General features: G+C 71.9%; 14 protein-coding genes. 3 read left to right on the top strand and 11 right to left on the bottom strand.

Annotation, left to right across the window (positions count from 1 at the left end):
- Nucleotides 1-73 precede the first annotated feature (73 nt).
- On the top strand, nucleotides 74-880 hold the full coding sequence (locus AB0F15_RS10770; protein WP_360268438.1) for a serine protease: 807 nt from the start codon (nucleotides 74-76) through the stop codon (nucleotides 878-880).
- 17 nt (nucleotides 881-897) lie between these two features.
- Here AB0F15_RS10770 and AB0F15_RS10775 read toward each other — a convergent pair whose 3' ends face one another.
- The 3 genes from AB0F15_RS10775 to AB0F15_RS10785 form a co-directional block, all read right to left on the bottom strand.
- Nucleotides 898-1,548, bottom strand: coding sequence for a hypothetical protein (locus AB0F15_RS10775; protein WP_360268441.1), 651 nt, complete (start codon nucleotides 1,546-1,548; stop codon nucleotides 898-900).
- 51 nt (nucleotides 1,549-1,599) lie between these two features.
- A complete protein-coding gene (locus tag AB0F15_RS10780; protein WP_360268444.1) occupies nucleotides 1,600-2,190 on the bottom strand; it encodes a hypothetical protein in 591 nt (196 codons plus the stop codon).
- A gap of 166 nt (nucleotides 2,191-2,356) precedes the next feature.
- A complete protein-coding gene (locus tag AB0F15_RS10785; protein WP_360268447.1) occupies nucleotides 2,357-4,654 on the bottom strand; it encodes a sodium-translocating pyrophosphatase in 2,298 nt (765 codons plus the stop codon).
- A gap of 349 nt (nucleotides 4,655-5,003) precedes the next feature.
- Here AB0F15_RS10785 and AB0F15_RS10790 point away from each other — a divergent pair, with 349 nt between their 5' ends.
- Nucleotides 5,004-7,421: a DEAD/DEAH box helicase gene (locus AB0F15_RS10790; RefSeq protein WP_360268618.1), complete on the top strand. Its 2,418-nt coding sequence runs from the start codon at nucleotides 5,004-5,006 to the stop codon at nucleotides 7,419-7,421.
- Between the two features lie 84 nt (nucleotides 7,422-7,505).
- Here AB0F15_RS10790 and AB0F15_RS10795 read toward each other — a convergent pair whose 3' ends face one another.
- From AB0F15_RS10795 to ssd, 8 genes are all read right to left on the bottom strand, one after another.
- On the bottom strand, nucleotides 7,506-8,123 hold the full coding sequence (locus tag AB0F15_RS10795) for a bifunctional DNA primase/polymerase (RefSeq protein ID WP_360268450.1): 618 nt from the start codon (nucleotides 8,121-8,123) through the stop codon (nucleotides 7,506-7,508).
- A gap of 981 nt (nucleotides 8,124-9,104) precedes the next feature.
- Complete coding sequence (locus AB0F15_RS10800; RefSeq protein ID WP_360268453.1) at nucleotides 9,105-9,488, bottom strand: Rv3654c family TadE-like protein; 384 nt, start codon at nucleotides 9,486-9,488, stop codon at nucleotides 9,105-9,107.
- Nucleotides 9,475-9,810 carry a TadE family type IV pilus minor pilin gene (locus AB0F15_RS10805; protein WP_360268456.1) on the bottom strand — a complete coding sequence of 112 codons (336 nt, stop codon included), beginning with the start codon at nucleotides 9,808-9,810 and terminating at the stop codon, nucleotides 9,475-9,477. The genes AB0F15_RS10800 and AB0F15_RS10805 overlap by 14 nt, the downstream gene beginning before the upstream one ends.
- 20 nt (nucleotides 9,811-9,830) lie before the next feature.
- Nucleotides 9,831-10,007, bottom strand: a complete 177-nt coding sequence (locus AB0F15_RS10810; protein ID WP_360268459.1) for a DUF4244 domain-containing protein — start codon at nucleotides 10,005-10,007, stop codon at nucleotides 9,831-9,833.
- A gap of 28 nt (nucleotides 10,008-10,035) precedes the next feature.
- The gene (locus AB0F15_RS10815) at nucleotides 10,036-10,752 is read right to left on the bottom strand and encodes a type II secretion system F family protein (protein ID WP_360268462.1); all 717 of its coding nucleotides are present in this window, start codon (nucleotides 10,750-10,752) and stop codon (nucleotides 10,036-10,038) included.
- On the bottom strand, nucleotides 10,749-11,507 hold the full coding sequence (locus AB0F15_RS10820) for a type II secretion system protein (protein ID WP_360268465.1): 759 nt from the start codon (nucleotides 11,505-11,507) through the stop codon (nucleotides 10,749-10,751). Before AB0F15_RS10820 ends, AB0F15_RS10815 begins: the two co-directional genes overlap by 4 nt.
- Nucleotides 11,508-11,571: 64 nt before the next feature.
- Complete coding sequence (locus AB0F15_RS10825) at nucleotides 11,572-12,723, bottom strand: TadA family conjugal transfer-associated ATPase (protein WP_360268467.1); 1,152 nt, start codon at nucleotides 12,721-12,723, stop codon at nucleotides 11,572-11,574.
- Nucleotides 12,724-12,940: 217 nt separating this feature from the next.
- Nucleotides 12,941-14,014, bottom strand: a complete 1,074-nt coding sequence (ssd, locus tag AB0F15_RS10830; protein ID WP_360268470.1) for a septum site-determining protein Ssd — start codon at nucleotides 14,012-14,014, stop codon at nucleotides 12,941-12,943.
- A gap of 636 nt (nucleotides 14,015-14,650) precedes the next feature.
- Here ssd and AB0F15_RS10835 point away from each other — a divergent pair.
- Nucleotides 14,651-15,481 (top strand): HAD family hydrolase, encoded by an 831-nt coding sequence (locus AB0F15_RS10835; protein WP_360268473.1) that lies wholly within the window; start codon nucleotides 14,651-14,653, stop codon nucleotides 15,479-15,481.
- The last annotated feature ends 461 nt before the right edge of the window (nucleotides 15,482-15,942 follow it).

Consider the following 15,942-nt stretch of genomic DNA (forward strand, 5'->3'; position numbering starts at 1 on the left):
CTCCGTTCGACGGTGGTGGGCGCGGGGATGTCACCGCTTCACTGGTTTCCCCGTCCAGCCGAAAGGACCCGCCATGACCCGACGCCTGCTCGGCGCCCTGTTCACCGCCGTGACCGCCACAGTATTACTGGGAGTCACTCCGGCGAACGCCGCCGCGGCGAACTTCGCCGGTACCGTGGCCCTGTCCAACTGCTCGGGGTCGGTGGTCAAGCCGGCCGCGACGCCCGACACCGCGCCCGCGCTCGTCATGTCCAACGGGCACTGCCTCGAAACCGGCTTCCCGGCGCCGGGTCAGGTGATCACCAACCGCGCTTCCAGCCGGACGTTCACGCTGCTCACCGCCAGTGGCAGCAACAAGGCCACGCTCCGGGCCAAGAAGATCGTCTACGGCACGATGACCGACACCGACGTGTCGCTCTACCAGCTCACCACCACCTACGCGCAGATCAAGGCGAACTACGGGATCTCGCCGCTGGAGCTGTCCAACGTCCACCCGTCGGCCGGTGCCGCGATCGACGTCGTCTCGGGTTACTGGAAGCGCGTCTACTCCTGCAACGTCGACGGCTTCGTCTACCGGCTGAAGGAGGGCAGCTGGACCTGGAAGGACTCGATCCGCTACACCTCCGCCTGCCAGACGATCGGCGGCACCTCGGGCTCGCCGGTCATCTCCGGCGGCAAGGTCGTCGGCGTGAACAACACCGGCAACGAGGACGGCGAACGCTGCACGGAAAACAACCCGTGCGAGGTCGACCAGGCCGGCACCGTCACGGTGCACTACAAGACGAACTACGGCCAGGAGACGTACGGCATCCCGGCCTGCCTCACCCCCGCCAACGAAATCGCGCTCACGCAGGCCGGCTGCACGCTGCCCCGGCCCTGATCGGCTCTCGCACCCGGTCAGGCCGTGCTCGTCACGGCCTCCGGGTGCGGGACCGGTTCCGGCGCGGCGCCCGGCCACGCTGCCTCGGCGCCGGGTGGCGGCTCCCCGATCAGCTCCAGCAGCGCCTCCAACCGGCGTTTCCCGGTGACCTTGACGGCCGGGACCTCGGCCTTCGGACCGGTCAGCTTCGCTGCGACACCCAACGGCGTCAGCGCCTCGACCAGCCGCTCGTGCATGCCGGGGGCGAGCGGATCGACGCCCAGAAGGTAGCCCTGGGTGCCCGGACGGCCGCCGGCCAGCGCCCACATCCGCAGCATCGCGCCGCTCAGCCGGAACCCGGCCGGCACCGTCTTGCCCGAGTCGGCCTCGACGGGGCCCGCGCAGCCCTCACGCAGCCACCGCACCGCCAGCGGGAGCAGGTCGACCCGGAACGACGTGCGCACCTGCGGGCGGCCGCAGTCGGCCTTCGACACCTGGGCGTCCGCACCGCGGCAGCGCAACTCGCGCAGCAGGACGTGGGCCCGCCACGGCTCATCGACGACCACGGACAGCCGGGCGGCCGTGCGCCCGAAGCCGGTGATCTGGCCGTGGCAGCACAGCAGGCCGGCCAGGTCGCCCAGGCCCGGCCCGCTCGCCTCGGCGGAGAAGAGCGAGATCGTCCGATCCACCGCGCCATCCTAGAACACAAGTTCGATTGGTGGCGAGCCTCACGCCGAGGTTCAGCCGGCAGGCTGATCCAGCTCGTGGCAGCCTGGCGCGCGCTGTTCCGCCGCAGCCAGGGCCGGGACGTTCCGGAGGCCCTTGAGGTAGTCGAGTGCGTCGATGCGGTCGAGCGTCGCCCTGGCCTCGCCCAGGGCCGCCTTCGTCGCCGCTGCGTCGCCGCGGACCGCCTGGATGCGCCGGCGAGCGTTCTCGGCCTGTGTGCGGATTTCGGCGAACTGCGCGATGACGTCCTTGCGGCCGCCGTCCGCCGACGGCACCGGTGGCGCACCGAGCGCGTTCAGCCCGGCCAGGCTCTGGTCGAGCCCGCCGACCACCGACGCAAGCAGATCACTGGACGTCCGGGACGCCTGCTGGGGCGTGCTCGGATCGACGGCGGGCAGCGCCGCGAGCGCGCGGACCAGGTGCGTCACCGCTTCGCAATAGCTGTTCGCCCACGTCGTCGCAGGATCGGCCGAGGGCACCACGGTCGTCACCGACAGACCCTGGTCCCGCGGCGGCGGCTGCACCGCGGACGGCTGGCCGCACCCGGCGATACCGAGGGCGATCATCGTGGTCAGAGCGGCGAAAACGGTGGACCGCTGCCGCACCCGCACACCTCCTGCCCGACGCCGTCCCGGCAGCCCCGACGGTACCGACTCGGTGCTGCTTCGCAAGTCGCCAGGCCTTTCTGGGATGACCTGACCGGACCCGGGCAAACCCCGGGCCCGGCACGCGTCGCCGCGCACCGGGCCCGAGGCCGCCAGGAACCGGAAATCAGGCCTTGATCTCCGTCGGGGTGTCGGAAAGAACCGTCCCCCGGCGCTTCGACACCACGATCGCCGCCACGATGATGGCGACCGCGACCAGCGAGATGATGATGCGGACCGCGGTGTTCTCGTCCGGGCCGATCGAGAACTGCACGACGGCGGGCGCGATCAGCACGGAGACCAGGTTCATCACCTTGATCAGCGGGTTGATCGCCGGGCCGGCGGTGTCCTTGAACGGGTCACCCACGGTGTCACCGATGATGGTGGCCTCGTGCGCGGACGAACCCTTGCCACCGTGGTTGCCGTCCTCGACCAGCTTCTTCGCGTTGTCCCACGCGCCACCGGAGTTGGCGAGGAAGATCGCCATCAGGGTGCCGCAGGCGATCGCGCCGGCCAGGTAGCCGGCGAGCGCGCCGGTCCCCAGGCCGAAACCGACCGCGATCGGGGCGAAGACCGCCAGCAGACCCGGCGTCGTCAGCTCACGCAGCGAGTCGCGCGTGACGATGTCGACGACCTTGCCGTACTCGGGGCGGGTGGTGCCCTCCATGATGCCCGGGATGTCGCGGAACTGGCGGCGCACCTCGTAGACGACCGCGCCGGCGGCCCGGGACACCGCGTTGACCGCGAGACCGGAGAACATGAACACCACGGCCGCACCGATGATCACGCCGACCAGCGTGTTCGGGCTGACGATCGAGTTGACGAACGACTTGGCCGTGTCCATGCCGGTGGCCACACCGTTGCCCATGCCCGACAGCGTCTTGGTGATCGCGTCCGAGTAGGAGCCGAAGAGCGCGGTCGCCGCGAGGACGGCGGTCGCGATCGCGATGCCCTTGGTGATGGCCTTGGTCGTGTTGCCGACCGCGTCGAGCTCCGTGAGGATCTGCGCGGCCTTCTCGTCGACGTCGCCCGACATCTCGGCGATGCCCTGCGCGTTGTCCGAAACCGGGCCGAAGGTGTCCATCGCGACGATGACGCCGACGGTGGTCAGCAGACCGGTGCCGGCCAGCGCCACGGCGAACAGCGCCACGCCGCCGCCCAGCAGGTACGCGCCGAACACGGCCGCGGCGATCACCAGCGCGGTGTACACAGCGGACTCGAAACCGACCGAGATGCCGGAGAGGATGACGGTCGCGCCGCCGGTCTCCGACGTCTGCGCGACGTCCTTGACCGGCTTGTACTCGGTGCCGGTGTAGTAGCCGGTCAGCTTCAGGATGACCGCCGCGAGCACGATGCCGATGATCACCGCGATGGTCGCGATGACCGCCGGGTTGCCCGAGTTCTCGAAGCCCGCGCCGAAGTCGGAGAAGCTGCTCGGCAGGTACACGAACGCCGCGATCGCCGACAGCACGGCGGAGATGACCGCGGAGATGTAGAAGGAGCGGTTGATCGTGACCAGCCCGCCCTCACCGGCGCGCGCCTTGGTGATGTAGACGCCGATGACCGCGGTGATGACACCGATGGCCGGCACGATGAGCGGGAAGATCAGGCCGTGCACGCCGAAGGCGGTGCTGCCCAGGATCAGCGCGGCGACCAGCATGACGGCGTAGGACTCGAAGAGGTCCGCGGCCATGCCGGCGCAGTCGCCGACGTTGTCGCCCACGTTGTCCGCGATGGTCGCGGCGTTGCGCGGGTCGTCCTCCGGGATGCCCTGCTCGACCTTGCCGACCAGGTCCGCGCCGACGTCGGCGGCCTTGGTGAAGATACCGCCGCCGACACGCATGAACATCGCGATCAGGGCCGCGCCGAAGCCGAAGCCCTCGAGCACCTTGGGCGCCTGGCCGGTGTAGACGAGCACGACGACCGCGGCACCGAACAGGCCGAGGCCGACGGTGATCATGCCGACGACACCACCGGTGCGGAACGCCACGCGCATCGCGATCTCACGACCGCCTTCCTCGCGCGACGCGGCGGCCACGCGCAGGTTCGCCTGCGTCGCCAGCCACATGCCGAGGTACCCGATCGCGAACGAGAACACCGCGCCGACCAGGAAGAAGATCGAACGACCGATCTTCTCGTTCCAGTCGTCGGCGGGAAGTGCGAAGAGCAGGAGGAACACGATCACGCCGAAAATGGCGAGGGTGTTCCGTTGCCGCTTGAGGTACGCGGCCGCGCCTTCCTGCACCGCCTTGGCGATGTCCTGCATCTTGGCGGTGCCCTGGCCTGCGGCCAGCACCTCCTTGAGCAGGACGTAGCCGATGACGAGTGCGGCAAGCGCGACCACGGCGACTACACCGACAATCGTGTAGCCACCTCCGGAGAGCGCAATAGTGCCTGCGCCCTCCGCGAGGAACTGCCGTGACATTCGTCCTCCAGGAGACGTCGCCGTGCGCCAGCGTCGACGGCAGGCCGAGGGTTCGACACGGCCGGCGCTGGCATGGACCCTGTACGGAGCGACACGCTAGCCGGGCAGCAACGCACGTCTCACATGACGCTCACCACAGAGGGTGTGGATTGCGGGAGTGTATTGGTATCGCAACCAGCGTCTTCACGCCGTCCCGGTGACGGTACATTCCGTTACCTTGTGAGGCTCCTCACTTGATCGATCACTCTCGCGTCGATCCGTTGGCGCAGTTGGGGATGCCGGAACTGTCGGACCCCTGTGCCAAGCTCGGCGGGTGGACGATTCACGTGGGCAGCGGCTGCTGAGGCGGGTGACCGCCGGCATCCCGGCGCGCGAGCACCCGGTCACGCACGTCGCGGACCTGCCGGGTCGCGCCGCGCGCTACGCAGAGTGGCCGTCGTGGGTGGATCCGGCGGTGGTCGCTGCGCTGCGTGACTGCGGCGTCTCGGCGCCCTGGGCGCACCAGGCCGAGGCGGCTTCGCACGCGTACGAGGGCCGTCACGTCGTGATCTCGACCGGGACGGCCTCGGGCAAGTCGCTCGCCTACCAGCTGCCGGTGCTGTCCCGGCTCGCCGCGGGCGAGAAGGCGAACGCGCTGTACCTGTCTCCGACGAAGGCGCTGGGCGCGGACCAGCTGCGCGCCGTGTCCTCTTTGGACGTGCCCGGCGTGCGGGCGGCGTCGTTCGACGGGGACACACCGATGGCGGAGCGCGACTGGGTGCGCGCGCACGCGAACTGGGTGTTCACCAACCCGGACATGCTGCACCGCGGGATCCTCTCGGCGCACGGGCGGTGGGCGACGTTCTTCCGGCGGCTCGGCTGCGTGGTGGTCGACGAGTGCCACAGCTATCGCGGCGTCTTCGGCTCGCACGTCGCTCTGCTGCTCCGCCGGCTTCGGCGGGTGGCCGAGCACTACGGCGCTTCACCGGTGTTCGTGCTCGCTTCGGCGACAACGGCTTCACCGGCCGACTTCGCTTCGCGGTTGACGGGGGTTTCGTGTGTCGCGGTGACGGAGGACGCGTCGCCGCGCGGAGCCCGGACGGTCGCGTTGTGGGAACCGCCGCTGCTGGAGGAGCTGACCGGGGAGAACGGCGCGCCGGTCCGGCGCTCGGCCGGCGCGGAGACGTCGCGGATCCTCGCCGATCTCGTCGTCGAGGGTGCGCGGTCACTGGCCTTCATCCGGTCGCGGCGGGGCGCGGAGCTGGCCGCGCTGGGTGCGCGTCGCATCTTGTCCGAAGTGGATCCTGCCCTGACGGAAACCGTTGCCGCGTACCGTTCCGGCTACCTTCCCGAGGAGCGTCGCGCGCTCGAAGCGGCCTTGTTGTCAGGGCGGCTTTTGGGGGTGGCGACGACCAACGCCCTGGAACTGGGTGTCGACATCGCGGGGCTGGACGCGGTGGTGCTGGCCGGCTACCCGGGCACGCTCGCTTCGTTCTGGCAACAGGCCGGGCGGGCGGGCCGCTCCGGCGACTCGGCGCTGGTGGTGTTCGTCGCGCGGGACGATCCGCTCGACACCTACCTGGTGCACCACCCGTCGGCACTGCTCGATCGGCCGGTCGAATCGGCGGTGCTGGATCCGGCGAACCCGTACGTGCTGGCGCCGCAGCTCGCGTGCGCCGTGGCCGAGCTGCCGTTGACGCTCTCCGAGCTGGAGGTGTTCGGCGGTTCGGCGGCCCAGGACGTCCTCGCCGAGCTGGTGGAACAGAAGCTGCTGCGGCGCCGGTCGAGCGGCTGGTACTGGACTTCGCGGGACCGGCCGCACGCCGAGGTCGGCATCCGCGGGACCGGCGGCGAGCAGATCGCGGTGGTCGAGGCGGACTCCAGCCGGATGCTCGGCACGGTCGACCCGGGCTCGGCGTGCTTCGCCGTGCACCCCGGCGCGGTGTACCTGCACCAGGGGTCGTCGTACGTCGTCGACGAGCTGGACCTGGAAACCGGGCTCGCGCTGGTGCACGCGGAGAACCCCGACTGGACGACGACACCGCGCGAAATCGTGGACATCTCGGTGCTGAGCACCCAGGAGAAGCAGGACTACGGCGGGGTGAGCGTCTGTCTCGGCGAGGTCGCCGTGACGTCGCAGGTGGTCGGCTACCTGCGACGGCGGCCGTCCGGGGAGGTCCTGGACCACACGCCGCTCGACCTGCCGGAGCAGAGCCTGCGCACCCGCGCGGTCTGGTACACGGTCTCCGCGGAGCTGCTCGCGCGCGGCGCTTCATCCGATGGCAAGGCGGGGACCGGGGGCCATCGGGTGGGGACCGAATCTGCGGGGCCGGTGGGGACCGGGGAGGAAACCCTGGTGAGCGGTCGGGGGCCCGCCTACGAGGGTGGCAGGACACCGGGGGGTGCCGGATTGGTTCCGGCACGCGTCCCCGGTGCCCTGCATGCCGCCGAGCACGCGGCGATCGGCCTGCTACCGCTGTTCGCTACGTGCGACCGCTGGGACATCGGCGGGGTGAGTACCGCGTGGCACGAAGACACCGGGGAGGCGACGGTGTTCGTGCATGACGGCCATCCCGGGGGTGCGGGATTTGCCGAACGCGGTTATGCCGCGATTGTCCCGTGGCTGGCCGCAACGCGGGAGGCGATCGTCTCCTGCGAGTGCCCGACGGGATGCCCGTCCTGCGTCCAGTCGCCGAAGTGCGGGAACGGCAACGATCCGCTGGACAAGGCGGGGGCGGTGGCTGTTCTCGGAACCGTGCTCGGGGCGTTGCGTCAACACGGCGCCTAGAACGGCCACCTGGTGGCTCATGGAGTTGTGTCCTGCTCCGCCTCGGCCGGGCTGGGACCGGCCGACGGCGGTGGTTCGGGTGGTTCAGGCCGCGGTGGACTGGACCAGCTGCGGGGAGCGCTCGCCGGCCAAGGCGCGGACGAGAACGTCGTGCACCTCGGCGGCGTCCGGCAGCTGCCAGCCGCAGACCTCGGGCTTGACGCGCCAGTGCACGACACCGTGCTGGAACGGCGAAGGCGGCAGCGGGATGTAGCTGTCCTTGCCGTGCCACTGGATGGCGGCGCGCGCGGCCAGCTCGGCCGGAACGTGGTCGGCGACGGTGGTGAGGAAGAGCCAGCGGCCGTTCGGCAGCGCGATGATGGGCGCGGGGTGGCCGAGGGCACGCAGCAGGCGGCAGGCGCGCTTGCCCAGGTCGTCGTCGACCTCGATGGCGTCGAGCACGGTGCCGGTGGCGACGAGCAGGCTGTGGGTGCGGTCGGAGAACCAGGTGGCGACCTCGTGGGCGTGGGTGCCGAGCTGCTCACGCCAGGTGTCACTGGCCGGAACGGGACGGCGCCACGTGAGGTCGTCGCCCTCGGCGAGCGGAGCGGGGTTGACGCCCGGGAGCACCGGCCAGCCGCGCCAGGCGAGACCGATCGCCTCCGCCCGCAGTTCGATGCGGAAGGCACCGCGCCAGCTGTCCGGCCAATTCGCGTCCAACATTGTGTTTCCTGCCTTCAAGTTCCGGTTCGCCGCGGCCCGCTAAACCCTGTCGCGGTGTCGCACATCTCACTTAACGGCAAGTTGCACATTGCCCGGAACCCCCACGCGACAACCGGTGGTTACGAGGCGATGAACGCCCAGTGACCCGTACGGCCCGACCGAACCCCCCGGCGCGGATCGACGGTGAACGGTGCCCGCACAGGGACCGTTCGTCGCGAGAAACCCCAGGATGTGGCGGGTGCCGGGCGCGCAGCCGGCGGCCCCGGTGCCTCGGTTCGGCCCAGGTGAACAGCCAATTTGACCGCTCGCCGTGCACCAGCGACCGCTGCCCGTGACAATCGGCCGCTCATCGTCCGGCCTGGCGGAACAGCCGGTCATCGCGGCATACCGACCGGTCGGCGTCCGACGGGCGGTTCAGCTGGGCGTGGCCCGGTGGGCGGTCGCGATGGACGTGGGTGGCGGTGGCGTGCTGTCGCGGGCGGCGGGCAGCTGGGCTGCGTGCTATCGCAGTCCAGCCGGACGCCGGTAAGGGACGGTCGCCGCGCTGGTGGGCCGGCCGGGGCTGGTAGGCCGCCGCTCACTTGCGTGTCGTGGCTGACCACGGTCCGGCGGGATGAACGGGCCTGGTCGGCCTCGAACTGCGCGGCCGTGGCCGGCCACGGTGGCGGCTCGAGTCAGGCCGCCGGTGCGGCCGTGACCGGCCATTGGTCCGGGCCAGGCGGGTTAGTGCAGGCACGAATGCACCGTGGTGAGTCAGCCGCCGGTGCGGCCGTAGTCGGCCACGGTCCGGAGCGGGCGGACCAGCTGTGCGCCGCCGACCGTGGCCGGCCATGCTCGGCGCCTGCAGGTCAGCGTGGGCGCGCTGGCAGGAATGCCCGTGGCGAGTCAGGCCGCTGGTGCAGCCGTGGCCGGCCATGGTCCGGAGCGGGCGCGCCCCTGCGCGTGCCGCCGAGGGGCGCCCACCTGCGCAGCCGTGGCTGGTCATGGTGGTTCGTCCGTGGGTCCGGCGCGGGCGTGGGCAGATGGGCGCGCGAGGCCGGCGAGGGCGGGGCCGTGCGCCTCGACTTCGATCAGGGCGTCGAGGTGCTGCCATCGGCACGACAGGAGCGTCACTCCCATCCGGTCCGCGATCCGTCTGGCGCGTTCGCACGCCGGGGCGGGGCCTTCACTCGCGTGGGACGCCGCGGCCAGCGCGCCCAGGTCGGCCGCTGACTCGGCTCGGTGGCGCGCGATGACCGCCGATCCCAGCCAGAAGGCCAGGAGCGCCACGCCCGTCAGGGCTACTACCGCCATTGCCGTCCAGATCGTGGCCGCTCCGCTGTCCGGCCTGCACCCGGGGCCTTGCCGCCGGTCAGCCTCGGGCATTGGACGCCTCCGTGCCTGGCTCGGCCACCGCGTATGCCGTTGCGTTCAGGTGGATTGCCGGGAGGAGCCCGGCCGCCGGGTGGGCCGTTACCCGGACCGTGATCTCGTCGCCGATGTGCTCGACCGCGAGACTTGCTTCCGGTGGAGCGATCTCGTGGACCGCGGCCGCTGCCTCGTCGGGCTGGCCACTGGCCAGCAACCGCGCAGCCTCGCGCGCCGCGTCCGTGCAGCGCAGCTGGCTCGTCAGCACCGTGAGGCCCGCGACCAGCAAGACCGTCACCACGGTCAAGCCGGCCAAGCCGAGCGCTGCCTCGACGGTCACCGAGCCTTCGTCCCCGCGTCTCATGACGGCACCGACAAAGCCTTCATGACCAGGTTCGTCAGCCACGAGACGACCGAGTCTCCGGTGAGCAAGCTGTACAGGACGGCGGCGAAGGCCGCGACAGCGACAGTGACGATGGCGTACTCGACCGTCGTGGAACCGTCGTCCGGGCGGGGCCGGCGGTGGAACGCGCGCATGGGGTTTCCCTTCAGTACATGTCCGTGGTCAGAAGAGCGGGCCGAGCCGTCCGGCGAGACCGAGGACGACCGGCAGCACGCCCAGGCAGAAGAACGCAGGCAAAAAACACAGCCCGACCGGCAGAGCGAGCACCACCCCGGCCCGTTCGGCGCGTTCCTCGGCTTCGGTGGCCAGCTCGTCGCGCAGACGTCCGGCGAGGTCGCCGGCGGCCGTGGCGAACGCCGCGCCGGAGCGCGACGTCCGGATCGCCGCGCCCGCCAGCTCGCCGAGGCCCGGGACGGCCCGCACCGGCGCCCAGGCCTCGTCCGGCCGGGAGCCGAGGGCGAGCAGACCGGCTGTCGAGCTCAAGGCCGTCCTCGCCGCGGCCGGCGAGGTGCCGGCCACGGCGTCCAGGGCCGAAGGAACCGGCAGCCCGGCGCGCAGGCAAGCGGCCAGGAGGTCGAGCGTTCCCGCGAGCCGCAGCTTGGCGGCGATGTCCATGACCGGTGGTCGCGGACGCCGGGTGCGGCGGATCGCCCACCACCCGGTTGCGGCCACGATCGCGCCCACGCCCACCCCGGCGGCTCCGCCGACCAGCAACGCTGCCGAGACGCCGGACGCTGCCGCCGCGAATTGCGGTACCGCGCGGTGCCCCTTTCCGACCGGTTCCGGTCCGTCGGCCAGCCGGTCGAAGCGCCGCACGACGACGTCGTCCGGCCAGCTCAGCAACGCGCCAGCGAAGAACAGGAGTGCGGCCGTGTTCACCGGATCCGCACCCGTCCGGCCAGGGCTCGGCACCACGCCGTCCCCGCCCAGAGCAGGACGCACCCGGCGACCAGCAGCACCTGGCCCGGCGTGCTGCCGGTCAGCACGGGTAGCGGGGCCGCGCCCATGACCTGGCCGAGCAGCACGCACAGCACCGGGAGTCCGGTGAGCACCGCCGCGCTCGCCCGCGGCCCGGCCAGCTTGGCTCGCATCCGGCGGGCGAACGCCAAGCCGGCTTCGGCGTCGCGGCGGGCCGCGTCGAGGACGTCGGCCATCGGGAGGCCGTGGCGCTTGCCCAGCGTCCAGGCGTCGGCCAGGTACGGAAGAGCCGGTGCGCGCAACTCGGTGTCAAGCCGGGCCGCCGTCGCCAAGGCGCGGAGGTCGCCCGCCACGGCCGGGACCACGTCCGCGGCGGCTTCCGCTGCCGTGACCAGGTGAGCTCCGGACCGGAGTTCGGCCACCATCGTCCGCAACGCTGTGGCGGTGTGCGCGGCCATCGCCAGGTCCGCGGTGGCCCGGCGGTGCGCTCGCTGCTCCTGGCTCCACGCCAGTGTCAGTACGCCGGTGGCGATCGCGCCGCCGGCTCCCGCGAGCAAGCCGGCGAGCGCGGCCGGGAGCAGCCAGCGGACGACGCGCCAGACTTCGGGGATCCGGACGGTCACCGGCGGCTCGATCGCCGCCTGGAGCCGGTTCGGCGCCGCGGGCCAGCACGTCAGGGCCGCGCCCACGCACAGCGGGAACCACGGGGTGATCATCGCCGCCTCCTTCGCCGCCGCGGGAAAACGTTCACCAGCAAGGAGATGCGCACCAGCTGGAGACTCAGCACGCGATCGCCCCCGACATCGTGAACAGGTGCCGGTCGACCGTCCACCTGCCCGCACGCCACACCGGCACGACCCGGGCCCGGCCGTGTTCGGCGCGGAGCACGCCGACTTCGGACAGGCGTCGCCTGCCGCCTGGCTCGCGTCGCATGTGCAGCACCACGCGGATCGCGGCGACGAGCTGGCTGTGCACGGCTTCGCGGCCGAGGCCGCCGAGCGCGGCCAGTGCCTCGATGCGGGCGGGCACCTCGGCCGGGGAGTTGGCGTGGACGGTGCAGGCGCCGCCGTCGTGGCCGGTGTTCAGCGCGGTGAGCAGTGCGCCGACCTCGGCCCCGCGGACCTCGCCGACCACCAGCCGGTCGGGCCGCATGCGCAGCGCCTGGCGCACGAGCTCGGGCAGGCCGACGGCGCCCACACCCTCCACGTTGGCCGGGCGGGCGACGAGACCCACGAACTGCGGGTGCGCGGGCTGCAGCTCGCCGGCGTCCTCGACGCAGACGATCCGTTCGCCGGGGTCGACCGCGCCGAGCAGCGCGGCCAGGAGCGTGGTCTTGCCGGCGCCCGTGCCCCCGGTGACGAGGAACGCCATCCGCCGCGAAACGACGGTGCGGAGGAGTTTCGCGCCGGCCTCGTCGAAGGCGCCGAGTTCGCCGAGCGTGGTGAGGTCGTGGGTCGCCGGGCGCAGGACGCGCAGGGACAGGCAGGTGCCGCCGGCCGCGATCGGCGGGAGGACGGCGTGCACCCGGATCCGGCCGTGGGGGCCGGCGCCGGGCAGCCAGCCGTCCACATAGGGCTGTGCGTCGTCGAGGCGGCGGCCTGCCGCGAGGGCGAGGCGCTGCGCCAGTCGACGAACGGATTCTTCGCCGGTGAAGTGGATGCCGGTGCGAACGAGGCCTTCCGGGCCGTCCGTCCAGACTTCGTCCGGGCCGGTGACGAGCACGTCGGTGGTCGACGGGTCGTCGAGGAGCGGCGCCAGCGGGCCGGCGCCGACGAACTCGTCGCGCGCTTGGCGGGCCGCGTCGAGCGCCGCGTCGTGGCCGAGGACGCCGCCTGCTTCGGCGCGTACGGCGGTGGCGACGGCGACCGGGTCGGCCTGGCGGCGGTCGCCGGCGAGGCGGTTGCGGACGCGGTCCACGAAGTCGGCAGTCACGATTTCACCTGCCTGGCAAGGGAAGTGCGGCAATGAGATGCGGTGACGCGGGTGCCGGGTGACGGGCGCGTCTTCAGGTGTGGTCTCGGTGACGGCAGCAACGTCGAGAAGCTCTCCGCACTTGCCGGGCCGCGGCTCACCAGGACCACGAGCGTGGGCAGCAGGAGCTCGCCCACCTGGATCGGGCCACCCGCGGGGCGGAGGCCGGCGGGTGCGGTCATCGGGCGGCCGCCTGGGCTTCGCGGCGGGCCACCGTCAGAACCCGGGTGGCCGCCGACGCCAGCGGGCCCGTCGGTTTGGCCGGGAACTCGCCGCGCTCGACAGCTGCCGAAAGGCCACGCTCCGGGGGCATCGAGGCCAGTAACGGCGGCCCCAGCAGCCCGGCCGTCCGGACGCCCGGGACACCGCTCCTCGACCGTCCACACGCGACCACACCGAGGCGGGCCGTCAGTGTCGACAGCCGGTGCAGCACCTGTTTCGCCGCCAGGCACGCGCGGAACTCCAGCGGCACCACCAGGATCACGAGGTCGGCTCTGGCCACCGCCTCCTCGGCCGCCTCACCGAGGGTGCGCGGGAGGTCGCACACGACCGTGCGGCCCGAACGGCGACCAGCGGAAAGGATCGCCGACAGCGACTCGACCGCCGGGCCCGGCCCTTCGGGGCCGCACGCGAGCACCGGGAGGCTGCCGCCGCGATGCCTTCGCCGCGGCAGGGTCGCAGCCAGCGACGACACCGATGCGCGGCCGCTCAGCCGCACGTCCGGCCAGCGTGGTCCGGGGGTCTTTTCCAAGCTGAGCAACACATCCAGGCCGCCGCCCAGCGGGTCGCAGTCCACCAGGAGCGCGCCACCCGGATCATGGTCGGCCGCCAGTGCCAGTGCCGCGGCGAACACGGATGCGCCCGCGCCGCCCCGGCCGCCGACCACGCCGAGCACCAACCCGGGTTGCTCCGCAGGTGTCTCGACGACGTCGGCGAACGCGCCGGCGAGTGCCGTCTCCTCGTCGGGCAACGAGATCACGCGCTCGACGCCGACGCGGAACGCGTGCTCCCACGTCGCCGGCCCCGGGCTGCCCTTGCAGACCAGGAGGACCCCGCCGCGACGGGGCATTGTGGGTGGCAGCCGTGCGGCTTCTTCGTCGAGAACCACCAGCGGCGCACGAGCCCAGTGCCCGGTCGCCGCGGTCAGATCCGGTGCCCGGTCGAGTTCGCAGCCCGCGACCGCGGCCACGCGCAGTATCTCGTCGAGCACTGTCTCGTCCGCGGCGATCACCAGCGGTCGTTCCCCCGTCATGCGTTCCTCCCCCGTCGTCGGTGCGGGCCGTGGGTGGCCCGGCTTCCACCGTCGCGGGCGGGGCGGGGCGGCACAATGGGTCGGGCGGCCGACTGTGGACAACCGGGGTGTTGTGGACAACTTCCGCTCCTGGCCCGGCTCGCGGGCCGGTTCTGTCGGTGCGGTGTGGCATGATCGCGCCCCCGCCCGCGACGCATCTGCGGCGGGAACAGGCCCGGATATCCGCACTCGAACATTCCGCGAACCGGGATTCGGACGGCACCGGAAATCGAGAAAGGTAAGCAGAAGGCAAGAAGACGGCTTACGGCTGGAGAGCCGTCACGAAAAACCGGAATCCGGTAGGCGTCACGGATTCCGGGAAGGTAAGCCGAAGGTAAGAGGGCGGCCCCCGCCAGGGGGGAGGGACGGGGGCCGCCGTGGGTTCAGCCCCGGGGGGTCGGACTGAACCAGCCCGGTTGGACACCGGGCTCCCTCACTGTAACTCCGCCCAGCGCCGGTTCGCGCGCCGGATGAGGCACACAGTTCGATAACGGCACAGCGCGCCCGAAGTGCCTGCCTGTAATGGATTTTCCGTCCGTCGCGACGCGCGCGCGGTGGATCACCGGACACGGTCCGGGCAAGCCCTATCCTGGGCACGTGGCCGAACCGAGCAGCGCGCCGTCGCGCATCCGGAAGCCGGGCCCGGAGCACGCGGTGGCCGCGTTCTTCGACCTGGACAAGACGATCATCGCTTCGTCGAGCGCGCTGGCGTTCAGCAAGCCCCTCCTCAAAGAAGGACTGATCAACCGTCGCGCCGCGTTGCGCAGCGCGTACGCGCAGCTCGTGTTCTCCCTCGCCGGCGCCGACGAGAACAAGACCGAGCGGCTGCGCGCCGAGGTTTCCGCGCTGTGCGCCGGCTGGGACGTCGCCCAGGTTTCGGCGATCGTCCGCGAGACCCTGCACGACGTCGTCGACCCGCTCGTGTACGTCGAGGCGGCCGAACTGATCGCGCGCCACCGCGCGGGCGGGCACGACGTGATCGTGCTGTCAGCGACCGGCGAAGAGGTCGTCACGCCGGTGGCGGAGATGCTCGGCGCGACCCGGAGCGTCGCCACGCGGATGCAGATCGTCGACGGCCGCTACTCCGGTGAAGTCGACTTCTACTGCTACGGCGCCAACAAAGCCGTCGCCGCGAAGCAGCTCGCCGCCACCCACGGCTACGACCTCGCCGAGTGCTTCGCGTACACGGATTCGAGCACCGACATCCCGCTGCTCGAGGTCGTCGGGCACCCGCACGCGGTCAACCCGGACAAGCTCCTGCGGCGCGAGGCCCTCGACCGCGGCTGGCCGATCCTGGCCTTCGAGCGGCCGATGTCGCTGCGCACCCGGCTCCCGGCGCGGTCGGCCGGGATGGTGGCGCTCGGTGTCGGCGCGGTGGCCGCCGGCGCGACCTGGTACAGCCTCAGCCGCCGTCGTCGGTCCCGCTAGAGGCTCCCCGCCACCCACACGGCGGTACGGCAGGCACTTTGCTTGGCCCAGCCCCGAATTGTCCGTCGCGCAGGGTGCCGATGTCACCCGATCCAGCCTCTGTACCGGTGCACCCGTCCGCGCACTTGAAGTGCCCCGCCTCACGGCGTAGAAAGTAGGTGCGGACGTTCGGTCGGCCAGGGAACAGGTAGAAGAGAAGCCTGTTCCACCCCGGCAAACCTCCGTGCGCGGACTCCGGGTACCCACGCGCAGCGCGCCGCGGGAGGCTCGTCGTCTAGGGACTGCGTAGTGGGACGCCACACGCCGAGTCCATGTAGGTACGACCAGAGTTGCACGCTTGGTCGCCCGAGAAGTACGCGCTTGCAGGCGGCGCCCGTGGCCCTCGGCCACGGGCGCCGCCTCGTCTTATGCGGGGGCATCACACGTGACTGGCGGCGCATCCCACGTGAGCCGGGCCGGAA

Source organism: Amycolatopsis sp. NPDC026612 (assembly GCF_040638285.1).
Lineage (GTDB): Bacteria > Actinomycetota > Actinomycetes > Mycobacteriales > Pseudonocardiaceae > Amycolatopsis.